Annotated in this window: 19 protein-coding genes; 4 read left to right on the plus strand and 15 right to left on the minus strand. The window is 72.1% G+C overall.

Going from position 1 to position 16421, the window contains the following annotated elements; genetic code table 11:
• Positions 1-93: 93 nt before the first annotated feature.
• The 11 genes from ACIQD7_RS22320 to ACIQD7_RS22370 form a co-directional block, all read right to left on the minus strand.
• A complete protein-coding gene (locus tag ACIQD7_RS22320; protein ID WP_402443654.1) occupies positions 94-522 on the minus strand; it encodes a hypothetical protein in 429 nt (142 codons plus the stop codon).
• A gap of 23 nt (positions 523-545) precedes the next feature.
• Complete coding sequence (locus ACIQD7_RS22325; RefSeq protein ID WP_402443656.1) at positions 546-1085, minus strand: SMI1/KNR4 family protein; 540 nt, start codon at positions 1083-1085, stop codon at positions 546-548.
• Positions 1086-1101: 16 nt separating this feature from the next.
• Entirely contained in the window at positions 1102-1584 is a 483-nt protein-coding gene (locus ACIQD7_RS22330) for a hypothetical protein (protein WP_402443658.1), read from the minus strand.
• A 12-nt stretch (positions 1585-1596) separates the two neighbouring features.
• The gene (locus ACIQD7_RS22335; protein WP_402443660.1) at positions 1597-2067 is read right to left on the minus strand and encodes a hypothetical protein; all 471 of its coding nucleotides are present in this window, start codon (positions 2065-2067) and stop codon (positions 1597-1599) included.
• On the minus strand, positions 2018-2428 hold the full coding sequence (locus tag ACIQD7_RS22340) for a hypothetical protein (protein ID WP_402443662.1): 411 nt from the start codon (positions 2426-2428) through the stop codon (positions 2018-2020). The genes ACIQD7_RS22335 and ACIQD7_RS22340 overlap by 50 nt, the downstream gene beginning before the upstream one ends.
• 90 nt (positions 2429-2518) lie before the next feature.
• Positions 2519-3412, minus strand: coding sequence for a helix-turn-helix domain-containing protein (locus ACIQD7_RS22345; protein ID WP_402443806.1), 894 nt, complete (start codon positions 3410-3412; stop codon positions 2519-2521).
• Positions 3413-3708: 296 nt separating this feature from the next.
• On the minus strand, positions 3709-4872 hold the full coding sequence (gene tgmC / locus ACIQD7_RS22350; RefSeq protein WP_402443664.1) for an ATP-grasp peptide maturase system methyltransferase: 1164 nt from the start codon (positions 4870-4872) through the stop codon (positions 3709-3711).
• Entirely contained in the window at positions 4869-5924 is a 1056-nt protein-coding gene (tgmB, locus tag ACIQD7_RS22355) for an ATP-grasp ribosomal peptide maturase (RefSeq protein WP_402443666.1), read from the minus strand. The genes tgmC and tgmB overlap by 4 nt, the downstream gene beginning before the upstream one ends.
• Positions 5924-6178: a putative ATP-grasp-modified RiPP gene (gene tgmA / locus ACIQD7_RS22360; protein ID WP_402443808.1), complete on the minus strand. Its 255-nt coding sequence runs from the start codon at positions 6176-6178 to the stop codon at positions 5924-5926. The genes tgmB and tgmA overlap by 1 nt, the downstream gene beginning before the upstream one ends.
• Before the next feature lie 159 nt (positions 6179-6337).
• Entirely contained in the window at positions 6338-6589 is a 252-nt protein-coding gene (locus tag ACIQD7_RS22365) for a hypothetical protein (RefSeq protein WP_402443668.1), read from the minus strand.
• A gap of 77 nt (positions 6590-6666) precedes the next feature.
• Entirely contained in the window at positions 6667-7845 is a 1179-nt protein-coding gene (locus tag ACIQD7_RS22370) for a helix-turn-helix domain-containing protein (RefSeq protein WP_402443669.1), read from the minus strand.
• A gap of 134 nt (positions 7846-7979) precedes the next feature.
• On the opposite strand from ACIQD7_RS22370, the gene ACIQD7_RS22375 reads away from it, so the two are divergent.
• Positions 7980-8324, plus strand: a complete 345-nt coding sequence (locus ACIQD7_RS22375) for a DoxX family protein (protein ID WP_402443671.1) — start codon at positions 7980-7982, stop codon at positions 8322-8324.
• Here the strand turns inward: ACIQD7_RS22375 and ACIQD7_RS22380 are convergent.
• The 3 genes from ACIQD7_RS22380 to metG all read right to left on the minus strand — a co-directional run bounded on the left by ACIQD7_RS22380 (position 8311) and on the right by metG (position 10677).
• Positions 8311-8637, minus strand: a complete 327-nt coding sequence (locus ACIQD7_RS22380; RefSeq protein ID WP_402443673.1) for a hypothetical protein — start codon at positions 8635-8637, stop codon at positions 8311-8313. The two genes, ACIQD7_RS22375 and ACIQD7_RS22380, sit on opposite strands and share 14 nt — an antisense overlap.
• A gap of 4 nt (positions 8638-8641) precedes the next feature.
• Positions 8642-8980, minus strand: coding sequence for a hypothetical protein (locus ACIQD7_RS22385; protein WP_402443674.1), 339 nt, complete (start codon positions 8978-8980; stop codon positions 8642-8644).
• Positions 8981-9069: 89 nt separating this feature from the next.
• On the minus strand, positions 9070-10677 hold the full coding sequence (gene metG / locus ACIQD7_RS22390) for a methionine--tRNA ligase (RefSeq protein ID WP_402443676.1): 1608 nt from the start codon (positions 10675-10677) through the stop codon (positions 9070-9072).
• 88 nt (positions 10678-10765) lie between these two features.
• Here metG and ACIQD7_RS22395 point away from each other — a divergent pair, with 88 nt between their 5' ends.
• Positions 10766-11419, plus strand: a complete 654-nt coding sequence (locus ACIQD7_RS22395; RefSeq protein ID WP_121830941.1) for a response regulator transcription factor — start codon at positions 10766-10768, stop codon at positions 11417-11419.
• The gene (locus tag ACIQD7_RS22400; RefSeq protein ID WP_402443678.1) at positions 11416-12501 is read left to right on the plus strand and encodes an ATP-binding protein; all 1086 of its coding nucleotides are present in this window, start codon (positions 11416-11418) and stop codon (positions 12499-12501) included. The genes ACIQD7_RS22395 and ACIQD7_RS22400 overlap by 4 nt, the downstream gene beginning before the upstream one ends.
• 3 nt (positions 12502-12504) lie before the next feature.
• Here the strand turns inward: ACIQD7_RS22400 and ACIQD7_RS22405 are convergent, their stop codons facing one another.
• Positions 12505-14103, minus strand: a complete 1599-nt coding sequence (locus ACIQD7_RS22405; RefSeq protein ID WP_402443680.1) for a VWA domain-containing protein — start codon at positions 14101-14103, stop codon at positions 12505-12507.
• A gap of 259 nt (positions 14104-14362) precedes the next feature.
• Here ACIQD7_RS22405 and ACIQD7_RS22410 point away from each other — a divergent pair, with 259 nt between their 5' ends.
• Positions 14363-16420 carry a PhoX family protein gene (locus ACIQD7_RS22410; RefSeq protein ID WP_402443682.1) on the plus strand — a complete coding sequence of 686 codons (2058 nt, stop codon included), beginning with the start codon at positions 14363-14365 and terminating at the stop codon, positions 16418-16420.
• The last annotated feature ends 1 nt before the right edge of the window (position 16421 follow it).

A 16421-nucleotide genomic window follows, 5' to 3' on the forward strand; every position in this document is an offset into this window, starting at 1 on the left:
CCGCAGCTTCAGGAGACCAGGCCTCCGCCCCGCGCGCCGACACCAGCCGCTCCAGGCCCTCCAGCGAGGTGCGGAGAGGACCGCTGTCGTGGCTCATGCCTCCGCCGCCCGGAACTTCCGTACGGCCGTGGAGTAGTCGATCCGCACCCCGTCCCCCTCCGGGAGGCTCGAAAGCCCTTGCTCGGCGAGCTTTTCGGCAGCGCGGAGGAACACCCACGCGAGGTCTTCGACACGGGCCCTGCCCACCGGTACCCCTCGTGACGAGACCGAGACGAGCCCCTTCCCGACGCGCTCGAAGTCGATCCGCACCGACATGTCGACGCCGCTGAACGAGACGTTCTGCCGCTTGCCGAAGAGCAGGGGGCGGAGGTCGTCGAGCAGGAGGGCCACCGACAGGTGGACCATCAACCCGCGATCGGCCGACCGCACCGACCCGCTCTCCCCCTCACAGACGATGTCCCCCAGGTCGAACCCACTGGGCTCCCCCTGCCCCGGCCGCACCGAGAACCGCACCGCGATCACGCCCGGTGGCTCCTTCCGCCCCGTCACGCCGGACCGAGTCGGCGGAACTCGTGTACGGCGCGGGGGAACGAGGACGAGAGGATGCCCGAGCGCAGCTCCCCGGACAGGACGGCCGCGAGGAAGTGCGTGCAGGACACGGAGAAGTGCTCCCACCGGGCGCCCCGCGCCTCGTTCACCATCACGGTCCACCGGTCCGGGTCAAGCCCGGGCCGGACGAGCCAGTACAGACACTCCCCGTTGTCCGTGACCGCCCACGGAACGACCCGAGCCCCCTCCTCCAGCTCCGCCGGCCTCTCCTCGTACACCCACAGGTCCTCCAGGTCCTCGGCCTGCTGCTCGGCCCAGGTGAGCAGGTCGTAGTGCCGGTTGGGGCAGCCGGGTTCGAGGACGTACAGGTAGTCGTCCCAGTCGCTTCCGCCGTAGACGCGGACGAGTTCCTTGTAGTCGGCGGGGAGACCGGTTCCGAGGGCGCGCTCGATCGCGGTCCAGTCCTTTTGGCGGGGCGTGTCCGGGGCCGGGAAGATCGCGCGGAGGTGCGGAAGGACGTTGCCGGTGCGGTCCACTCGTCACCCTCCTCACTCAGGGGTCGTCGTGCGGGCGGACAGCCGGGCGAGGAGCGAGGTCCAGTTCATCGGTACGTCCTGTCGGTGTTCGAACGGGGGCCGGGCTGGGGGTGGTGGCCAACCCGTACAGGGTCTCCAGCATCGCGTCCATGTCCAGCAGTGTCCTTACGCAGAAGTCCTGGTCCCGCACGGCCAGGGTGACGCGCTCGTCGAAATCGGGGGAGGCCGCGGGGTTCTCGCCCTCGCCCAGGAGGCGGGACGGGACCAGGAGCCGGTTCCGCCGCGACGTGTCGATCGCCCACTCCTCCCGGGTGGGAGTCGTCCGCACGGCCTCCTCCACGACCCGGAGCTTCTCGGCGTCCGGCTCCTCGAACCTCCACCCCAGGAACGAGACCTGCTGATGGCCGTGGAGCGGGTGGCGGTCGCCGCTGAGCCTGAGCCACCGCAGGGGGCCCAGGAGGCTGAGGGTCCGGCCGGCTTGTTGGAATCGGCTCGTCATGGGGGATCGGGCCTACCGTGCGGTTTCGAAGGAGTGCGTGATGATCCAGTCGTCGTACTCCTCGACCGAGACGGCGCACATGCGCCTTCCGTCCAGGGAGGCCGCGATGAACTCCCGGTTTCCGGTCGCGGCGGCGATGCGGGAGGGGAGGCGGGTGCCGATCGGGTCCCTGACCCTGAGCCATCCACCGGTCGGGTCCCCCGGGATCCAGAAGAAGAGGAGGAACTCCCCGTCCTCGCCGAAGAGCCCCGCCCGGTCCGCCTCTTCGTGCCAGACGAGGTCCACCCGGTCCCGTGCGTCCGGGGCCTTCCGGGGGACAGTCCTGGTCGGTTTCACCTCGTACCCCACCATGGCGTAGAAGGCGCTCTTGGGATCCGGCGCGGTCTCCGGTACCCCTCCGGCCGCCTCCACCACGCCCTGCCGCCCGAGGGCCTCAAGCCGGTCGAGAACCCGTCGGTCCCTGTCCGCGTCCCGCTCCGTCATGTCCGTCCCCGTGCATCCGTATGACCGTCAACCGCTCCTCGTGGTCGAGGACCAGCACTGACGTGCCGTCCGTCCCCTCACGGAGGACGACCAGGTCGTCCGTCGAGGGGTACCAGAGGGCGTCGACCGACGTGATCAGTCGCGCCGCCGTCATTCTCGTCGCGATCCCGTCGGCGGGCCACGCGGTTTTCACCACCCCGTCTCTGGAGGGGAGTTGGGAGGCAAGGCAGGCGCGCAGCTCGGTCTCCGTCAGTCCGGAGACGTCCACCGGCGTTCCGACCGCCCGGACGACCTCGGCGAGGGCGGTGGGATCGGGCGGGGTGCCGAGGGACGTGAGCGTCGCGCGGAGACGGGGAGGCACGGGGCCGGGGCTCCTCCAGGGTCGATGATCACGGCAATCGGCTGAGCAACAAGGGTACTTCGGACGAGGACAGGCGTGCGGGGACTCCGGTCACTGATCCCCGGGGCGTCCCTGCCCCGGCGGTGTGCAGGCCCCGCACGTCCCCGGCTCCGGGCCCCGGAAGGCGCGGTCGCAGGTGTCGCAGTTCTGGAGGGGGTGCCGGGGGGCCGCCGGGTCCCCCGTGCCGAGCGGCGGCAGGGGCGGGAGCCGGTCGGCCAGGCGGTGGGCCAGGAGCGCGGCCGGGCGGCGCAGGGGCTCCTGGGGCAGGGCGCAGGTCAGGACCCGACGTACGGCCTCCGGCGTCAGGTCGCGCTCCAGCCAGGCGGCGACCCCCGGCGCCAGGTGCTCGGTCTCGGCGGCCGACAGGTACAGGCGGGGGTCCTCGCGCCGCAGGCCGGCGAGGACGCCGAGGGCCGCCCTGAGGAGGTCCGCGGCCGGGAACGCGGGCTTCGGCACGGCGGGCAGGGCCCGGCGCGGGGCCTCCGTACGCGGGGCCTCCGTACGGCGGGCCGGGGCCCGGCGCTCCGCCGTCTCGCCCTCCCCACCGGACGGGCCCGGGTGGTTGCAGGAGATCGTGAGCGTGACGATCTTCCCGGTGTCGTCGCGGTCGAGCACGCGGCGCAGATAGCCGTGGGCCTCCAGCTGGCGCGGCCCGGCGGCGATCCGGGCCGCCCCCTCGGGGAAGCGCGCGGCGAGGCTCTTGATGTCGATGCGGGCGCCGCTGGGCAGCGACTGGATGTGCACGGCCAGACCGATGCCGAGCAGCGACAGCCGGGGATGCTGGGCGAGGTGGTTGCCGACCACCGTGAAGCGGGTGGTGTGGCGGATGTTGTCGTGGATGACGCCGCCCGCGCGCACGGACCTCGTGCCCCTCCGTACGGGGCGGTTTTGCCCGCCGTTGCGGGACGGGAGGAGGGGGCGCGCGCTAGTGTGCTGGGTACCCATCAGGAAGGCCTTTTCCTTGGTGGTCAGGCCCCCGCCCATGGAATGCCAGTTCCGGCGGGGGCCGACGCATGTCTGTGGTCATATGCCAATCGCGCTGAGGATAGATCCGACAACCCGCCCTTCATCCAGCCCTTTTGACGCTTTTCACTCCTGAGGGTGAGCGCCCCACGGGGCGGGAAAGGGTGGGGCTTGGTACGGGTTCTTTCTCTCCCCGTTCCTTTGGAAGGCAGCCCGGGTCACCGGAGCACGGGTTTCCGTGCTCCGGTGGGGCGGGCGGGGGACTCGGCCCGCCGCGCTCAGCCGAGGCGGTGTTCCCAGCGCAGCTCCGGGTGGCCTTCGATCCCGTACACGTGCGACTCCCTGGTGACGGTGAGCCGTACGGAGTCGATGGCGGGGCTTCCCGCCGTGCGCCAGGCGACCAGCGCCTCCTCGACGCGGTCCCAGAGGGCGACCGGGCCGCCCTGGCGCACCGTCCAGGACCCGCCGACGGCGGTGAACTCCGCGAACGACTCGCGGTCGGGGTCGAACAGGTACAGCAGCGGCCGACCGTCGCTCGTGGCGGCCCGTACGAGATGGGCTCCGGACACCGCGAGTTGGGCGAGGAAGGCCGGCATCCATGCGTCCAGGAGGAGCGGGCTCACCTCCGTCCTCCGCTCGCTGTCCGCGTAGGCCGTCCGGGCGGACAGGTCACCGGATACGGGGACCACCGCCTGTGCCCGGGCCTGCATGAACGAGGACTCTCCGATCATGCGCCCGTGAGCGTTGCCGTCCCCGTCCACGGTGACTTTGGCGAGACCGGTGCCCCAGGGCCAGGAGCCGACCGTGGCGAGGACGATGCCGCCGGGACGGGTCTGCCGGATCCAGGCGTACGGGATGCGGCGTACGGCGCACGTGGCGATCACGCGGTCGTACGGCGCGTTCCTCGGGAAGCCGAGGAGTCCGTCACCGGTCACGGTCCAGGTCGAGAAGCCGACCGCCTCCAGCGCCTCGTCCGCCCGCCGGGCCACCCCGGGGTCCACCTCGACGGTCGCCACGTCGTCCTCGCCGAGGTGGTGGCACATCAGGGCCGTGGAGTATCCCGTACCCGTGCCGATCTCCAGGACGCGGTGTCCCACCGCCAGGTCCAGGGCCTCGATCATGCCGACGACGGTGGTCGGATCGGTCGAGGACGACGTGGGCACACCCGTGACGGGGCCGTCGGCCCGGTCGGCGGTCAGATGCCCGTCGAGCTGGGTGGTGAGGGTGTCGAGGCCGTACGCGATCCTCAGCCACTCGTCCGGGTCCGTACCGGTGGTGGTGACGGGCCGCCAGGCCCGGCCCTCTTCGAGGAAGACTCCGGGGTGGAGGAACCGCTCGCGGGGGACGGCCTCGACGGCCCGGCGCAGCCAGGGGGACTTCAGGACGCCCTTGTCCGTGAGCGCGTCCGCCATGCGACGACGTTCGGATGCCGGGTCGGTCATCGGTGGTCTCCTTGTACGGGTGGGCCGGATCGTACGAGTGGTCCGGCCTGCGAGAGCGGTTCGTCTCGTACAGGTGGGGCGGATCGTGCGAGCGGTTCGGTGTGCGCGAGCAGGTCGGCGAAGGCGGCGGACATCGGCAGACCGGTCTCCTGCTCCAGCCATCCCCACTGCCCATTGGGATTCAGCTCCAGCCACCAGAGGACCCCTGCCCGGTCCACCGCGAGGTCGAAGCTCCCCGACACCAGCTCCAGATGACCCAGGTAGGCGCGCAGAGCCTCTTCCACCCCGGTGGGGAGGTGTTCGACGGTGTACGTCAGCGCGCTGTAGTCCTTGCGCCAGTCCAGCAGTTCGGAGTCGATGCGCACGGCAAAGGTGTGCCGGCCCGCGATCAGGACGCGGAGGTCGGCGACCTTGTCGACCCGGGCCTGGAACAGGTGCGGGACGACCCGGACACTGTCGTCGATCTCGTCGGCGGTGACGGGATCGGCCCAGCCGGTCACCGGCACGCCGTCACGGGTGTACGGGGTCCACCGCAGCGTTTTGGAGATCGCCTCTCCTTGAGCGCGGACGAATGCGCGCGCCTCGCAGGGGTCGTTGGTGACGAGAGTGGGTGGTACGGCGAAGCCGAGCCGCTGGGCGAGGGCGAGCTGGGCGGGTTTGTGGTCGGCCGCGGCGACGCGTAACGGATGGTTGACCCAGAGCGGGCCGTTCAGGGCGTAGAGCGTGCCCCCGAGCCCGTGGCGGACCTGCGCCGCCGCGAAACGGGAGTCGTCCGGCGACAGGCGGGGGAACGACGGCCACTCCGGACGGCGCCAGTACACCGATCGGACGCGGCTCAGGTCGGCGGTCCTCGACGGGGTGCGGACCCGCCCGGCCACGGGGGCCGGGCAGGTGCCGAACCAGGCCGAGACCGTGAGGTTCTCGCCGATGTCGGCGGGGTTGAACCGGACCACCGGCACGTCACGCCGGTTGAGCTCGGTGATCACCATGTCGGCGGTGACGTCGTCCGCCTCGGTGGCCACCAGAACCGGGCTCTCCTCGGTCACGGCCATCAGTCCTGGCTGCTGTCCTGGTCGTGACCCTGGTCGTTCTTGGAGTCCGAGTTCGTCGTCGTGGAGGTCTCGGTCCCGGAACTGGTGCCGTGCTTGCCCATCTCGACCACCCGCCCGGCACGGTCGCGAAACACCCCGAGCTGCGTCACGGGGTCGACGGTGACGGTGGCGTGGGGGCGGCGGACGGTGGCCGGGTAGGGCGCGAGGCGGCCGGCGCCCCAGGGACGGACGGTGCTGGTCCGCTCGGTGTCGATCGTCGTCACGAATGCTCCTTGGAATGAGAAGGGGTATCGACCGGTGGTGCTGCCGCGCTTCCGCGCCCGGCGGTTCGGCGGCGGCCGCGAAGAGGATCGGTGGGGGCGGTGATCACGGACGAGGAGACGCCTCACTCCGGGCGGGTGGCTCGGGGCCGCTCACAAGCCCCAGCGCCTCGTCACCTCGTTGCGTGCGGCATTGCGGGCGCTCAGCTCCTCGCGCGCCGTCAAGGGGCGCACCTCGAAGGCGTCCCACTCCCTGCCGCCCATGATCGGGCGGAGCTGGACGCGGTCTCCGCCGTGATGTCCCATCACGACGCCGATCGCGTCCCTGGCGACGTCCCTCACCAGGGTGCCGGGCTCGCAGTCCTCGGGAGGCACGCCCGGCCGGTCTCTCTCCGTTGTGGCCATGCGACGACGCTACGACCGGTAATCACTCTGCGTCGATGACACTTTGACGAAGCGTCAGGGTAAAGTGCCATCGGCTGTCACATGGGAAGACCGACGACATCCGCGAGCATCCGCATCTCGGGCGTCAGCGTGCGCCGTCGGCTCACGACGCGGCCCAGGATGTCGCGGGCGTACCGCTGGTTCGGCAGCCACTGGGGGGAGCCGGTCAGGATCTTCTGGAAGGTGTCCACGGCTTCCGCGTACTGGCGGAGCTGCGCCTGGGCGCTCGCGACGTCGAGCAGGTGCCGGTTCCGGTTGTTCGAGGTCGGCTTCAAGGTGTCCAGGGGGATCGCGGCGGCCAGGGAGAGCACCTGGTCGGGCCGGCCGGCCACCATCGCGTTCTCCGTGCGCTTCAGGTCCACCGTGACCGGCCCGAAGGTGCGCAGGAAGTCGTTCTCGGGGGTGCACTCGCGTCCCAAAGCCACGGCGGCCGACTTGGCGAGCCGCAGGGCGTCCTCGGCCTCGCCGGGGCGGTTGTCCCGGACCGCCGCGGCCGACAGGCGGAGCAACAGCCAGCCCCAGGTACTCAGTTCGGCCGGTGTGGCGCGGGACATGCGGGGCTCGACCTCGTCGGCCCAGTGCGAGGCCAGGGCGCGGGCCTCCGCGAGCCTCCCGCGACGGAGGAGGAGCCAGCACCGGGTGATGACGATCGCGGCGGCCTGCGCGCGGTCCGTGGCGTCGTCCATGGCCCGCTCCAGGGCCGTCCCGGCGGCGTCGAACTGCCGGGTCTGGGTCATCAGCCAGCCGGTGAGCTCCAGGAGCCGTGCGCGGAGCCGCCGGCCGCGCGGATCGGCCTCGGTGAGCACTTCCACGTCGCGCAGGAGGGGCGGGAGGACCGTTCCTAGCTCGGTGAAACGGTCGCCCGCGAACAGGGGCACGGCGGCCCGGAGGGCGTCCCGTACGCCGTCGTAGGTCGGTTCCTCCGCGAGCCCGTCGGGGCTCGGGGAGGCCGCGAGCGCGGTGTGTACGGGAGCCCAGCGGTTCACCTCGTCCCGATCGGCCGCCTCTTCGGCGTGCTCGACGACGAGCCTCGTGGTGGGGACCTTCAGCGCCTGGGCGAGGCGGCGGGCGGTTTCCAGGCGCGTGGCGTCGCGCTCACCCTGTTCCAGCTTCCGGATCAGGGACAGGGAGACACCCGAGAGCCCGGAGAGCTCCCGTTGACTCAGGCCCCGACGCTTTCGGATCTCCCGCAGGCGGTCACCGAGGTTGGCGCTCATGCCTGGAGCGTACGGCGTGCGGCAACGGGCCGTCAGGGCGTTCGTCGAGGCCCGTCACACTTCCCCTCCCCGCTCCGTCGACGGAGTGTCCGGCCCGGTCGGGGCGGGCGTCGGGAGCGTCGAAGGAGACCGTCATGTCCGCCACCGCCACGTCCGTCGTCGTCACCGCCGTCGCCGCGTTCGCGGCCGGGTTCTCCGGGGTCGCGGTCCTCGTGCGGGCCGGGTTCGTCGTCGGACCGCCGGCCGCGTACGGGGTGCCCCGGGGCTGGTGGGGCCGGCTCGGGGCCGTCAAGGTCGCCGGGGCCGTCGGGCTGCTCGTCGGGTACGTCGTGCCCGTCGTCGGGGTGCTGGCCGCAGGCGGGCTCGTCCTGCACTTCGCCGGGGCCGTGGTCACGGTCCTGCGGGCCCGCGCGTACGGGCACGTGCCCTTCCCGCCGGTCTCCACGGCGCCCGCCGCGGCCGTGCTCATCCTCGTGTGAGGGCCGTCACCGCCGCGAGGAGCTCCGCGTCCGAGAGGTCGCCCTCCTCCCGGAGGGACGGGTCGTGGGTGTAGTCCTCCAGGAGCATGAAGACGCGGTCGAAGAGGTCGGACAAAGGGCCGTGGAGGCGTTCGCCGTTCGCCGTCGACTCCCGGCGGGCCGGGTGCCAGGCGAGGGCGAAGGCCGCCGCCGTGATCCTTCCGGACGTGAAGTCGGCGAGGAGGCGGAGCTGCTTCGCCGTCGCGCTGTCCGGGGCGACGTCGGCGGGGGTGCGCCAGGAGCGGCGCCGGGGCGGGCGGGGAGACGTGTGCACGGGGTCAGGTGAACAGGAGCTCGTCGTCGACCGAGACCTCCGGGAAGACCTCGATCCGGAGCGTGCCCGTCATCGTGTCCGTCGCGAAGTCGACGTACAGGCCCGTCCTGCCGGGGGATTCCACGATCCGCAGGCGCGTCGCGCCCTCCCGGTAGATGTCGACGCGGCCCCACCGCAGGCGGATCGACCGCTCCACGGCGTGGAAACTGAACTTCAAAGGCTCGCCGACGACCTCTGTCAGGTCGAGCTCCTGCGCCTCGACCTCGACCTCCACCGGCTCGACGCCCAGCGCTTCCGCGAAGTCGCGCGGTTCAGGGGTCAGCATGAACGGTTCTCGTGACACGGCGGTCCTCCTGTGCGCAAGGGTACGGCGAAGGCCGCCGCCCCCGTGCGTACGGGAACGGCGGCCTCCGGCACGGCGGCACGCGGCCGTCAGTCCTTCTTCGGCTCCTCCAGGCGCGGGAACAGCACCGCGCCCTTCGTCACCGTCGCGCCGGCCGGGAGCTGTCCCCACGTGGCCGCGTCCTGGACCGGCTGCGAGGCCAGGGCGCCCAGCGACGCCTCGGCGCCCAGGGAGTCCCAGAGGGACTGGGAGGTCTCCGGCATGATCGGGTTCAGGAGGACGGCGACCGCGCGGAGGGACTCGGCGGCCGTGTAGAGGATCGTCGCCAGGCGGGCGCGGCCCTCCTCCGACTCGTCCTTCGCGACCTTCCACGGCTCCTGCTCCGTGATGTAGCCGTTGACCTGCTTCACGAAGTCGAAGATCGCCAGGATGCCGGCCTGGAAGTCCAGCTCCTCGCCGATCTTCGCGTCGGCGACCGCGACCGCCTTCGCCAGGCCGTCCTGGACCGCCTTCTCCGCGTCGCCGTCGGCCGCCGACGCGGGCAGCTCGCCGCCGAAGTACTTGCCGACCATCGCCGCCACGCGCGAGGCGAGGTTGCCGTAGTCGTTCGCCAGCTCGCTCGTGTAGCGGGCGGTGAAGTCCTCCCACGAGAACGAGCCGTCCTGGCCGAAGGCGATCGCCCGCAGGAAGTACCAGCGGTACGCGTCCACGCCGAAGTGCGAGGTCAGGTCCTGCGGCTTGATGCCGGTCAGGTTCGACTTCGACATCTTCTCGCCGCCGACCATCAGCCAGCCGTTGGCCGCGACCCGGCCCGGGACCGGCAGGCCCTGCGCCATCAGCATCGCCGGCCAGATCACCGCGTGGAACCGCAGGATGTCCTTGCCGATCAGGTGCACGTCCGCCGGGAACGTCTCCTCGAACTTCGCCGGGTTCTCGTTGTAGCCGACGGCCGTCGCGTAGTTCAGGAGCGCGTCGATCCACACGTAGATGACGTGCTTCTCGTCCCACGGCACCGGGATGCCCCAGTCGAACGTCGAGCGCGAGATGGAGAGGTCGTCCAGGCCCTGCTTGACGAAGTTCACGACCTCGTTGCGGGCCGACTCCGGCTGGATGAAGCCCGGGTTCGCCTCGTAGAACTCCAGCAGCTTCGGGCCGTACGCGCTCAGCTTGAAGAAGTAGTTCTCCTCCTTGAGGATCTCCACCGGCCTCTTGTGGACGGGGCACAGCTTCGTGCCGTCCTCCGCCTCGATGAGGTCGCCGGGGAGCTTGAACTCCTCACAGCCCACGCAGTACGGGCCCTCGTACCCGCCCTTGTAGATCTCGTCCTTGTCGTACAGGTCCTGCACGAACTCCTGCACGCGGTCGGTGTGACGCTTCTGCGTGGTGCGGATGAAGTCGTCGTTCGCGATGTTCAGGTGCTCCCAGAGGGGCTTCCACGCCTCTTCCACGAGCTTGTCGCACCAGGCCTGGGGCGTGACATTGTTCGCCTCGGCCGTGCGCATGATCTTCTGACCGTGCTCGTCCGTGCCGGTGAGGTACCACACCTTCTCGCCGCGCTGACGGTGCCAGCGCGTGAGCACGTCGCCTGCGACGGTCGTGTAGGCGTGGCCCAGGTGAGGAGCGTCGTTGACGTAGTAAATGGGGGTCGTGACGTAGAACGCCTTCGCCCCCTGCTTCTCGGATCCAGTGGCCGCCATGGTCGAAATCCTAACGGCCCCGCGAAGATCCCCTCACATCCGTAAACCCGGGGAGGGGGGAGGGCGGGGGCTTCGGGAAGATGGGGGGATGCGTGTACTGGTAGCCGAGGACGAGCGCGTCCTCGCCGGGTTCGTCGCCACCGGCCTGCGGCGGGCCGGATTCGCCGTCGACACCGTCCACGACGGCGAGGACGCCCTGGAGCGGCTCGGCCTGTACGCGTACGACGTCCTCGTCCTCGACCGCGACCTGCCCCGCGTCCACGGCGACGACGTCGCCCGGCGGCTCGTCGCCGGCGGCTCCCGCACCCGGATCCTGATGCTGACCGCCGCCGCGGCCGTCGAGGAGCGGGTCGAAGGGCTCGACCTCGGCGCCGACGACTACCTCGGCAAGCCCTTCGAGTTCCCCGAGCTGGTCTCCCGGGTCCGCGCCCTGCGCCGCCGCTCCGCCCGGCCCCTGCCGCCGCTCCTCGAACGGCACGGGCTGCGGATGGACACCGTCCGGCGGACCGCCGACCGCGACGGGCGCGACCTCGACCTCTCCCCCAAGGAGTTCTCCGTCCTCCAGATCCTCCTGGAGGCCGACGGGGCCGCCGTCTCCGCCGAGGAACTCCTCGAACGCGCCTGGGACGCCCACGCCGACCCCTTCACCGGCGCCGTGCGCGTCTGCATGAGCAAGCTGCGGGCCAAGCTGGGGGAACCGGGGATGATCCGGACCGTGCAGGGCGTGGGGTACGTGCTGTGAGCCCTCCCGGTACCGGATACCTCGGGGCCGGGTCGACCATCCGGACCCGGATCGCCCTCGTCTACGGAGGGGTCTTCCTGGTCCTCGGCGCCCTGCTGCTGCTCGTGGTGAACCTGCTGGTCAGGGCCGGTACGGACGGGCAGACGGAGGCGATTGTGGCGCAGGCCGACGAGGTCGCCGTGGTCGAGGCGTACCGGATCGGGGACGACGTCGGCCGGGCCGCGAACGAGCAGATGCTGATGTGGTCCTGCATGTCCCTGCTCGTGATCGCCTGCGGCGCCGTGGTCGTGGGCTGGTGGACGGCGGGGCGCGTGCTGCGGCCCGTTCACGAGATGACCGCCCGCGCCCGGCGGCTCTCCGAGCGGGACCTGGGCGGGCGGCTCGCGGTGCGCGGGCCCGACGACGAGCTGAAGGAGCTCGGCGACACGATCGACGCGCTGCTCGGGCGGCTGGAAACCGCCTTCGACAGCCAGCGGCGGTTCATCGCCAACGCCTCGCACGAGCTGCGCACCCCGCTCGCCACCCAGCGCGCGGCCCTCCAGGTCGGCCTGGACGAGGACTGCGAGGTCCGGCAGGTCCTCCTCGACACCAACCGGCACAGCGAACGCCTCCTCGACGGCCTGCTCCTCCTCGCCCGCGGCGAACGGGGACTCGCGGAGCGCGAGGACGTGTCCTTCGCCGAGGTCGTGAGGGAGGAGTACGAGGACGCGGCCGTCGCGGGGCACGGCGTCGTACGGGGGAGCCGGGTGCTGCTCCGGCAGCTCGTGCGGAACCTCGTCGCGAACGCGGTCGTCCACAACGTGCCCGGGGGCTTCGTGGACGTGCGGGTCGACGGGGGCGTCCTGACCGTCGTCAACACCGGGCCCGTCGTTCCGCCGGACGACGTCGAGGGCCTCTTCGAGCCCTTCCGGCGCGGCGAGGGGCGCGACCGGACGGGGCCCGGCGCCGGGCTCGGGCTCTCCATCGTCCGGTCGGTCGCCATCGCGCACGGAGGGACCGCGACGGCGGCGGCGCGCGGCGCCGACGAGGGCGGCGGACTCGTGGTGACGGTGACCCTGCCGGCCACCGTCACCCGGCCGTAGGGCCTACAGCTCCAGGCCCTCCAGCAGGCCGCGGTAGAAGGCGGCGTGCGCCGTCCCGGCCGGGGCCGCGCCCGGGAAGTACGCGGCGGTACGGGGGGTGCCGCCGAGCTTCCTGAGGTAGTCGAAGGCCTTGCTGTCCTGCTCGCCCCAGGCCACGAACCGCCAGTGCAGCGGGCGGTCCGCCGCCCCGGCGAGCGCCTGCGTGGCGGCCGTCTTCGCGTCCGGCGCGCCGTCCGTCTGGAAGACGACGAGCGCCGGGCGGGCGGGGTCGGTCTTCTCGTGGTGGGCGAGGACCTCCTCCACCGCGCGGTGGTAGTGGGTGCGGCCCAGGCGGCCGAGACCGGCGTTGATCTCCTCGATGCCGGTGGGGGAGAGCGTGGCCGGGGTCAGCTCGGCGGTGCCGTCGATGTCCGTGGAGAAGAACACGGCCGTGACGGCGGCGTTCTCGTCGAGGTGCGCCGCGAGCGCCACCGTCTGCTCGGCGAGCCGCTGCACGGAGCCGTCCTTGAAGTACCCGCGCATCGAACCGGACCGGTCGACGACCAGGTACACGGCGGCCCGCGCCCCGGCGAGGCCCTGCTTCTTGAGCACGGTCCCGGCCGCCTTGTACGCGTCCGCGAGGTGCGGGGCGGCGGCCTTGACCTTGGCGAGGGAGAGCGCGGGGCCCGCGGCGACCGGGGCGGCGACCTCGGAGGCCTCGGTGACCTCGGGAGCCTCGGGCTCCAGGGCCGTGATCACGGGGGTCTCCGGCGTCGGTACGGGGGCGGATGCCTGCGGCGCGGGGGCGGCGACCACGACGGGCTCGGGCTCCGGCTCGGTGACGGCTTCCGGCTCGGTGACGGTCTCCGGTTCGGCCGGGGTCTCCGCTGCGGCGGGCTCGGGCGCGGGGGCCTCTGCCGTGGCGGGCTCGGGCTCCGGCTCCGTGACGGTGACGGTCTCCGGCTCGGTCGAGGTCTCCGCCACGACGGGCTCGGACTCCTGGGTGACGGCTTCCGGTTCGGTGACGGTCTCCGGCTCGGCCGGGGCCTCCGCGACAGCGGTCTCAGCCTCAGGGGTCTCCGCCACCACAGGCTCGGGCTTCGGCTCGGCCGGGGTCTCGGGGTAGGAGATCTCGACGGCCTCCACCTCCGCGGACAGCCCGGTCTCGTCGTTCCGCTCCTCCGGGAGGGAGACCTCCACGGGCTCCGGCCCGGGGGCGGTCGCGGCCGCCGCGTCCCGCTCCGCCGCCTCCGCCGCGGCGGAGAGGACGGGGGTCTCCGCCTCCACCGGCTCCACCGACTCCGGGGTCTCCACGGGCTCCACGGCACTGGTCTCCGCAGGAGCAGGCACAACCTCCACCGGCTCCGGCTCCGCCGAGCGCGCCTTCGGTACCTGCGGGTTGTCGAAGGACGCCGCCACCAGGTCGTCCGCCGCGCGGCGGACCTCCTCGGGCGCCTCCGGGGAGGTCACCGGCTCCGAGGCCGGCACGGCCTCCGCCGTCTTCCCCGCCTCCGCCGTCTCGGCCGTCTCCGCCGTCTCACGCGACTGGGGCGGGACGGAGGTTGCCGGGGAGTCCTCGCGGTCCCGGCCGAACACCTTGCGCAGCATGTTCCGAATACCCATGAGCGAACCCTTTCGCATGAGTGGGGGTGCGGTGTGAATGTCCGTACTGGGTGTTTCAGGACTTTCATCCCTGGCCAGGGCGGATACGTAAGGTTAGCGGCCACTTCCCGCCACCTCCGTGCCCCGGTCGCCCCCGGACGCCCCGCATTCATCCGGCGTTCATTCCGCCGCCGCCCCCGTGCAGGGACCCGCACCTAGCGTCACCGCCGAAGACATCCCGACACCATGTCGGCGCAGTGCTGCGCCGGAGGAGGACGAAGTGCGCAAACTGCTGCCGCTCCTGAGCACGAACCCGCACGGAGGCGGCCGTTCCGCTCTCACCTGCCGCTACCGCTGTGGTGACGCCTGCTTCCACGAGGTGCCCAACACCAGCGACAACGAGTACGCCGGAGACCTCATAGCCGGTGTCCTCTCCCGCCGTTCCGCCCTGCGCGCCGCCGCCGTCGTCACCGTCGCCTCCGCCGTCGGTGGGGCCGCCGTGCTCGGCGAGGCCCCGGCCGCCGAGGCCCACGGCGGCCACGGTCACGGCCACCCGCCCGTCAAGACCGACGGCGCCCGCGGCCTCCGCTTCGCCCCCGTCGCGCCCAACACCGCCGACAAGGTCACCGTCCCCTCCGGCTACTCCCAGAACGTGGTCATCCGCTGGGGCGAGCCCATCCTGCGCGGTGCCCCGGCCTTCGACGCCGAGAGGCAGACCGCGAAGGCCCAGGCCGGCCAGTTCGGCTACAACAACGACTTCCTCTCCCTGCTGCCGCTGTCCGGGGAGCGCGACCGCCAGGTCCTCGTCGCCAACCACGAGTACACCGACGAAGTCCTGATGTTCCGCGGCTACGACCCCCAGAACCCGACCCGCGAGCAGGTCGAGATCGCCTGGGCCGCGCACGGCCTGTCCGTCGTCGTGGTCGAGGAGGAGCGCCGTACGGGCAGGCTGACGCCGGTCTCCCGCCACCACCTCAACCGGCGTCTGCACACCACCAGCGAGTTCCGGGTCACCGGGCCCGCCGCCGGATCCCCGCTGCTGCGCACCTCCGCCGACCCGACCGGCCGCGAGGTCCTCGGCACGCTCAACAACTGCGCCGGCGGCACCACCCCGTGGGGCACCACCCTCCACGGCGAGGAGAACTTCAACCAGTACTTCGCGAACGGCTCCAGCGCCACCGACAAGCGCTACGGCGTCGGTTCCGGCGCCACCGAGCGCAAGTGGGAGCGGTTCGACAGGCGCTTCGACCTCAAGCAGGAGCCCAACGAGGTCCACCGCTTCGGCTGGGTCGTCGAGCTCGACCCGTACGACCCCGACTCCACGCCCCGCAAGCGCACCGCCCTCGGCCGCTTCAAGCACGAGGCCGCGCAGCCCCGCCTCACCGCCGACGGCCGCCCGGTCGTCTACATGGGCGACGACGAGCGCTTCGACTACTTCTACAAGTTCGTCTCCAGCAAGCGGATGAAGAAGGGGAGTTCGCGGGCCGCCCGCGAGCACAACCTCACCCTCCTCGACGAGGGCACCCTGTACGTCGCCAAGCTGACCGGCGACTCCCCGGCCGCCGAGGTCGACGGCACCGGAAAGCTCCCGAACGACGGCGAGTTCGACGGCTCCGGCGTGTGGATCCCGCTCGCCACCGGGAACGTCTCGCACGTCCCCGGCATGACCGCCGAGGAGGTGTACGTCTTCACCCGCCTGGCCGGCGACAAGGTCGGGGCGACGAAGATGGACCGCCCCGAGGACGTCGAGCCCAGCCCCCGCACCGGCCGCGTGTACGTCGCGCTCACCAACAACACCGACCGCGGCAAGGCCGGCAAGGCGGGCGCGGACGAGGCCAACCCGCGCAACCTCAACAAGCACGGGCAGATCCTGGAGCTGGCCGAGCACTGGGACGACCCGGCCTCGGACGGCTTCGCCTGGCGCCTCTTCCTCGTCGCGGGCGACCCGAACGACCCGGCGACCTACTTCGCCGGCTTCCCCAAGGAGAAGGTCTCCCCGATCTCCTGCCCGGACAACGTCGCCTTCGACCCGCACGGCAACCTGTGGATCTCCACCGACGGCTCCCAGCTCGGCTCGCACGACGGCCTGTTCGGCGTCGCCGTGCAGGGCGAGCGGCGCGGTGAGCTGAAGCAGTTCCTGACCGTGCCCAAGGGCGCCGAGACCTGCGGCCCGGTCATCCAGGACCGGCGCGTGCTCGTCGCCGTGCAGCACCCGGGCGAGGTCGACGGGGCGTCCGTCGAGAAGCCCGCGTCGACCTGGCCCGACGGGCCCGGGAAGATCGTCCGCCCGTCGGTCGTCGCCGTCTGGCGCGCGGACGGCCGCGACATCGGCGTCTGAC

Source organism: Streptomyces sp. NPDC093071 (assembly GCF_044754545.1).
GTDB lineage: Bacteria > Actinomycetota > Actinomycetes > Streptomycetales > Streptomycetaceae > Streptomyces.

Coding starts and splice junctions, on each gene's coding strand:
- ACIQD7_RS22330 (WP_402443658.1), bottom strand. CDS start 1,584: ATGACGAGCCGATTCCAACAAGCCGGCCGGACCCTCAGCCTCCTGGGC.
- ACIQD7_RS22335 (WP_402443660.1), bottom strand. CDS start 2,067: ATGACGGAGCGGGACGCGGACAGGGACCGACGGGTTCTCGACCGGCTT.
- ACIQD7_RS22345 (WP_402443806.1), bottom strand. CDS start 3,412: ATGGGTACCCAGCACACTAGCGCGCGCCCCCTCCTCCCGTCCCGCAAC.
- tgmC (WP_402443664.1), bottom strand. CDS start 4,872: ATGACCGACCCGGCATCCGAACGTCGTCGCATGGCGGACGCGCTCACG.
- tgmB (WP_402443666.1), bottom strand. CDS start 5,924: ATGGCCGTGACCGAGGAGAGCCCGGTTCTGGTGGCCACCGAGGCGGAC.
- ACIQD7_RS22365 (WP_402443668.1), bottom strand. CDS start 6,589: ATGGCCACAACGGAGAGAGACCGGCCGGGCGTGCCTCCCGAGGACTGC.
- ACIQD7_RS22370 (WP_402443669.1), bottom strand. CDS start 7,845: ATGAGCGCCAACCTCGGTGACCGCCTGCGGGAGATCCGAAAGCGTCGG.
- ACIQD7_RS22375 (WP_402443671.1), top strand. CDS start 7,980: ATGTCCGCCACCGCCACGTCCGTCGTCGTCACCGCCGTCGCCGCGTTC.
- metG (WP_402443676.1), bottom strand. CDS start 10,677: ATGGCGGCCACTGGATCCGAGAAGCAGGGGGCGAAGGCGTTCTACGTC.
- ACIQD7_RS22395 (WP_121830941.1), top strand. CDS start 10,766: ATGCGTGTACTGGTAGCCGAGGACGAGCGCGTCCTCGCCGGGTTCGTC.
- ACIQD7_RS22405 (WP_402443680.1), bottom strand. CDS start 14,103: ATGGGTATTCGGAACATGCTGCGCAAGGTGTTCGGCCGGGACCGCGAG.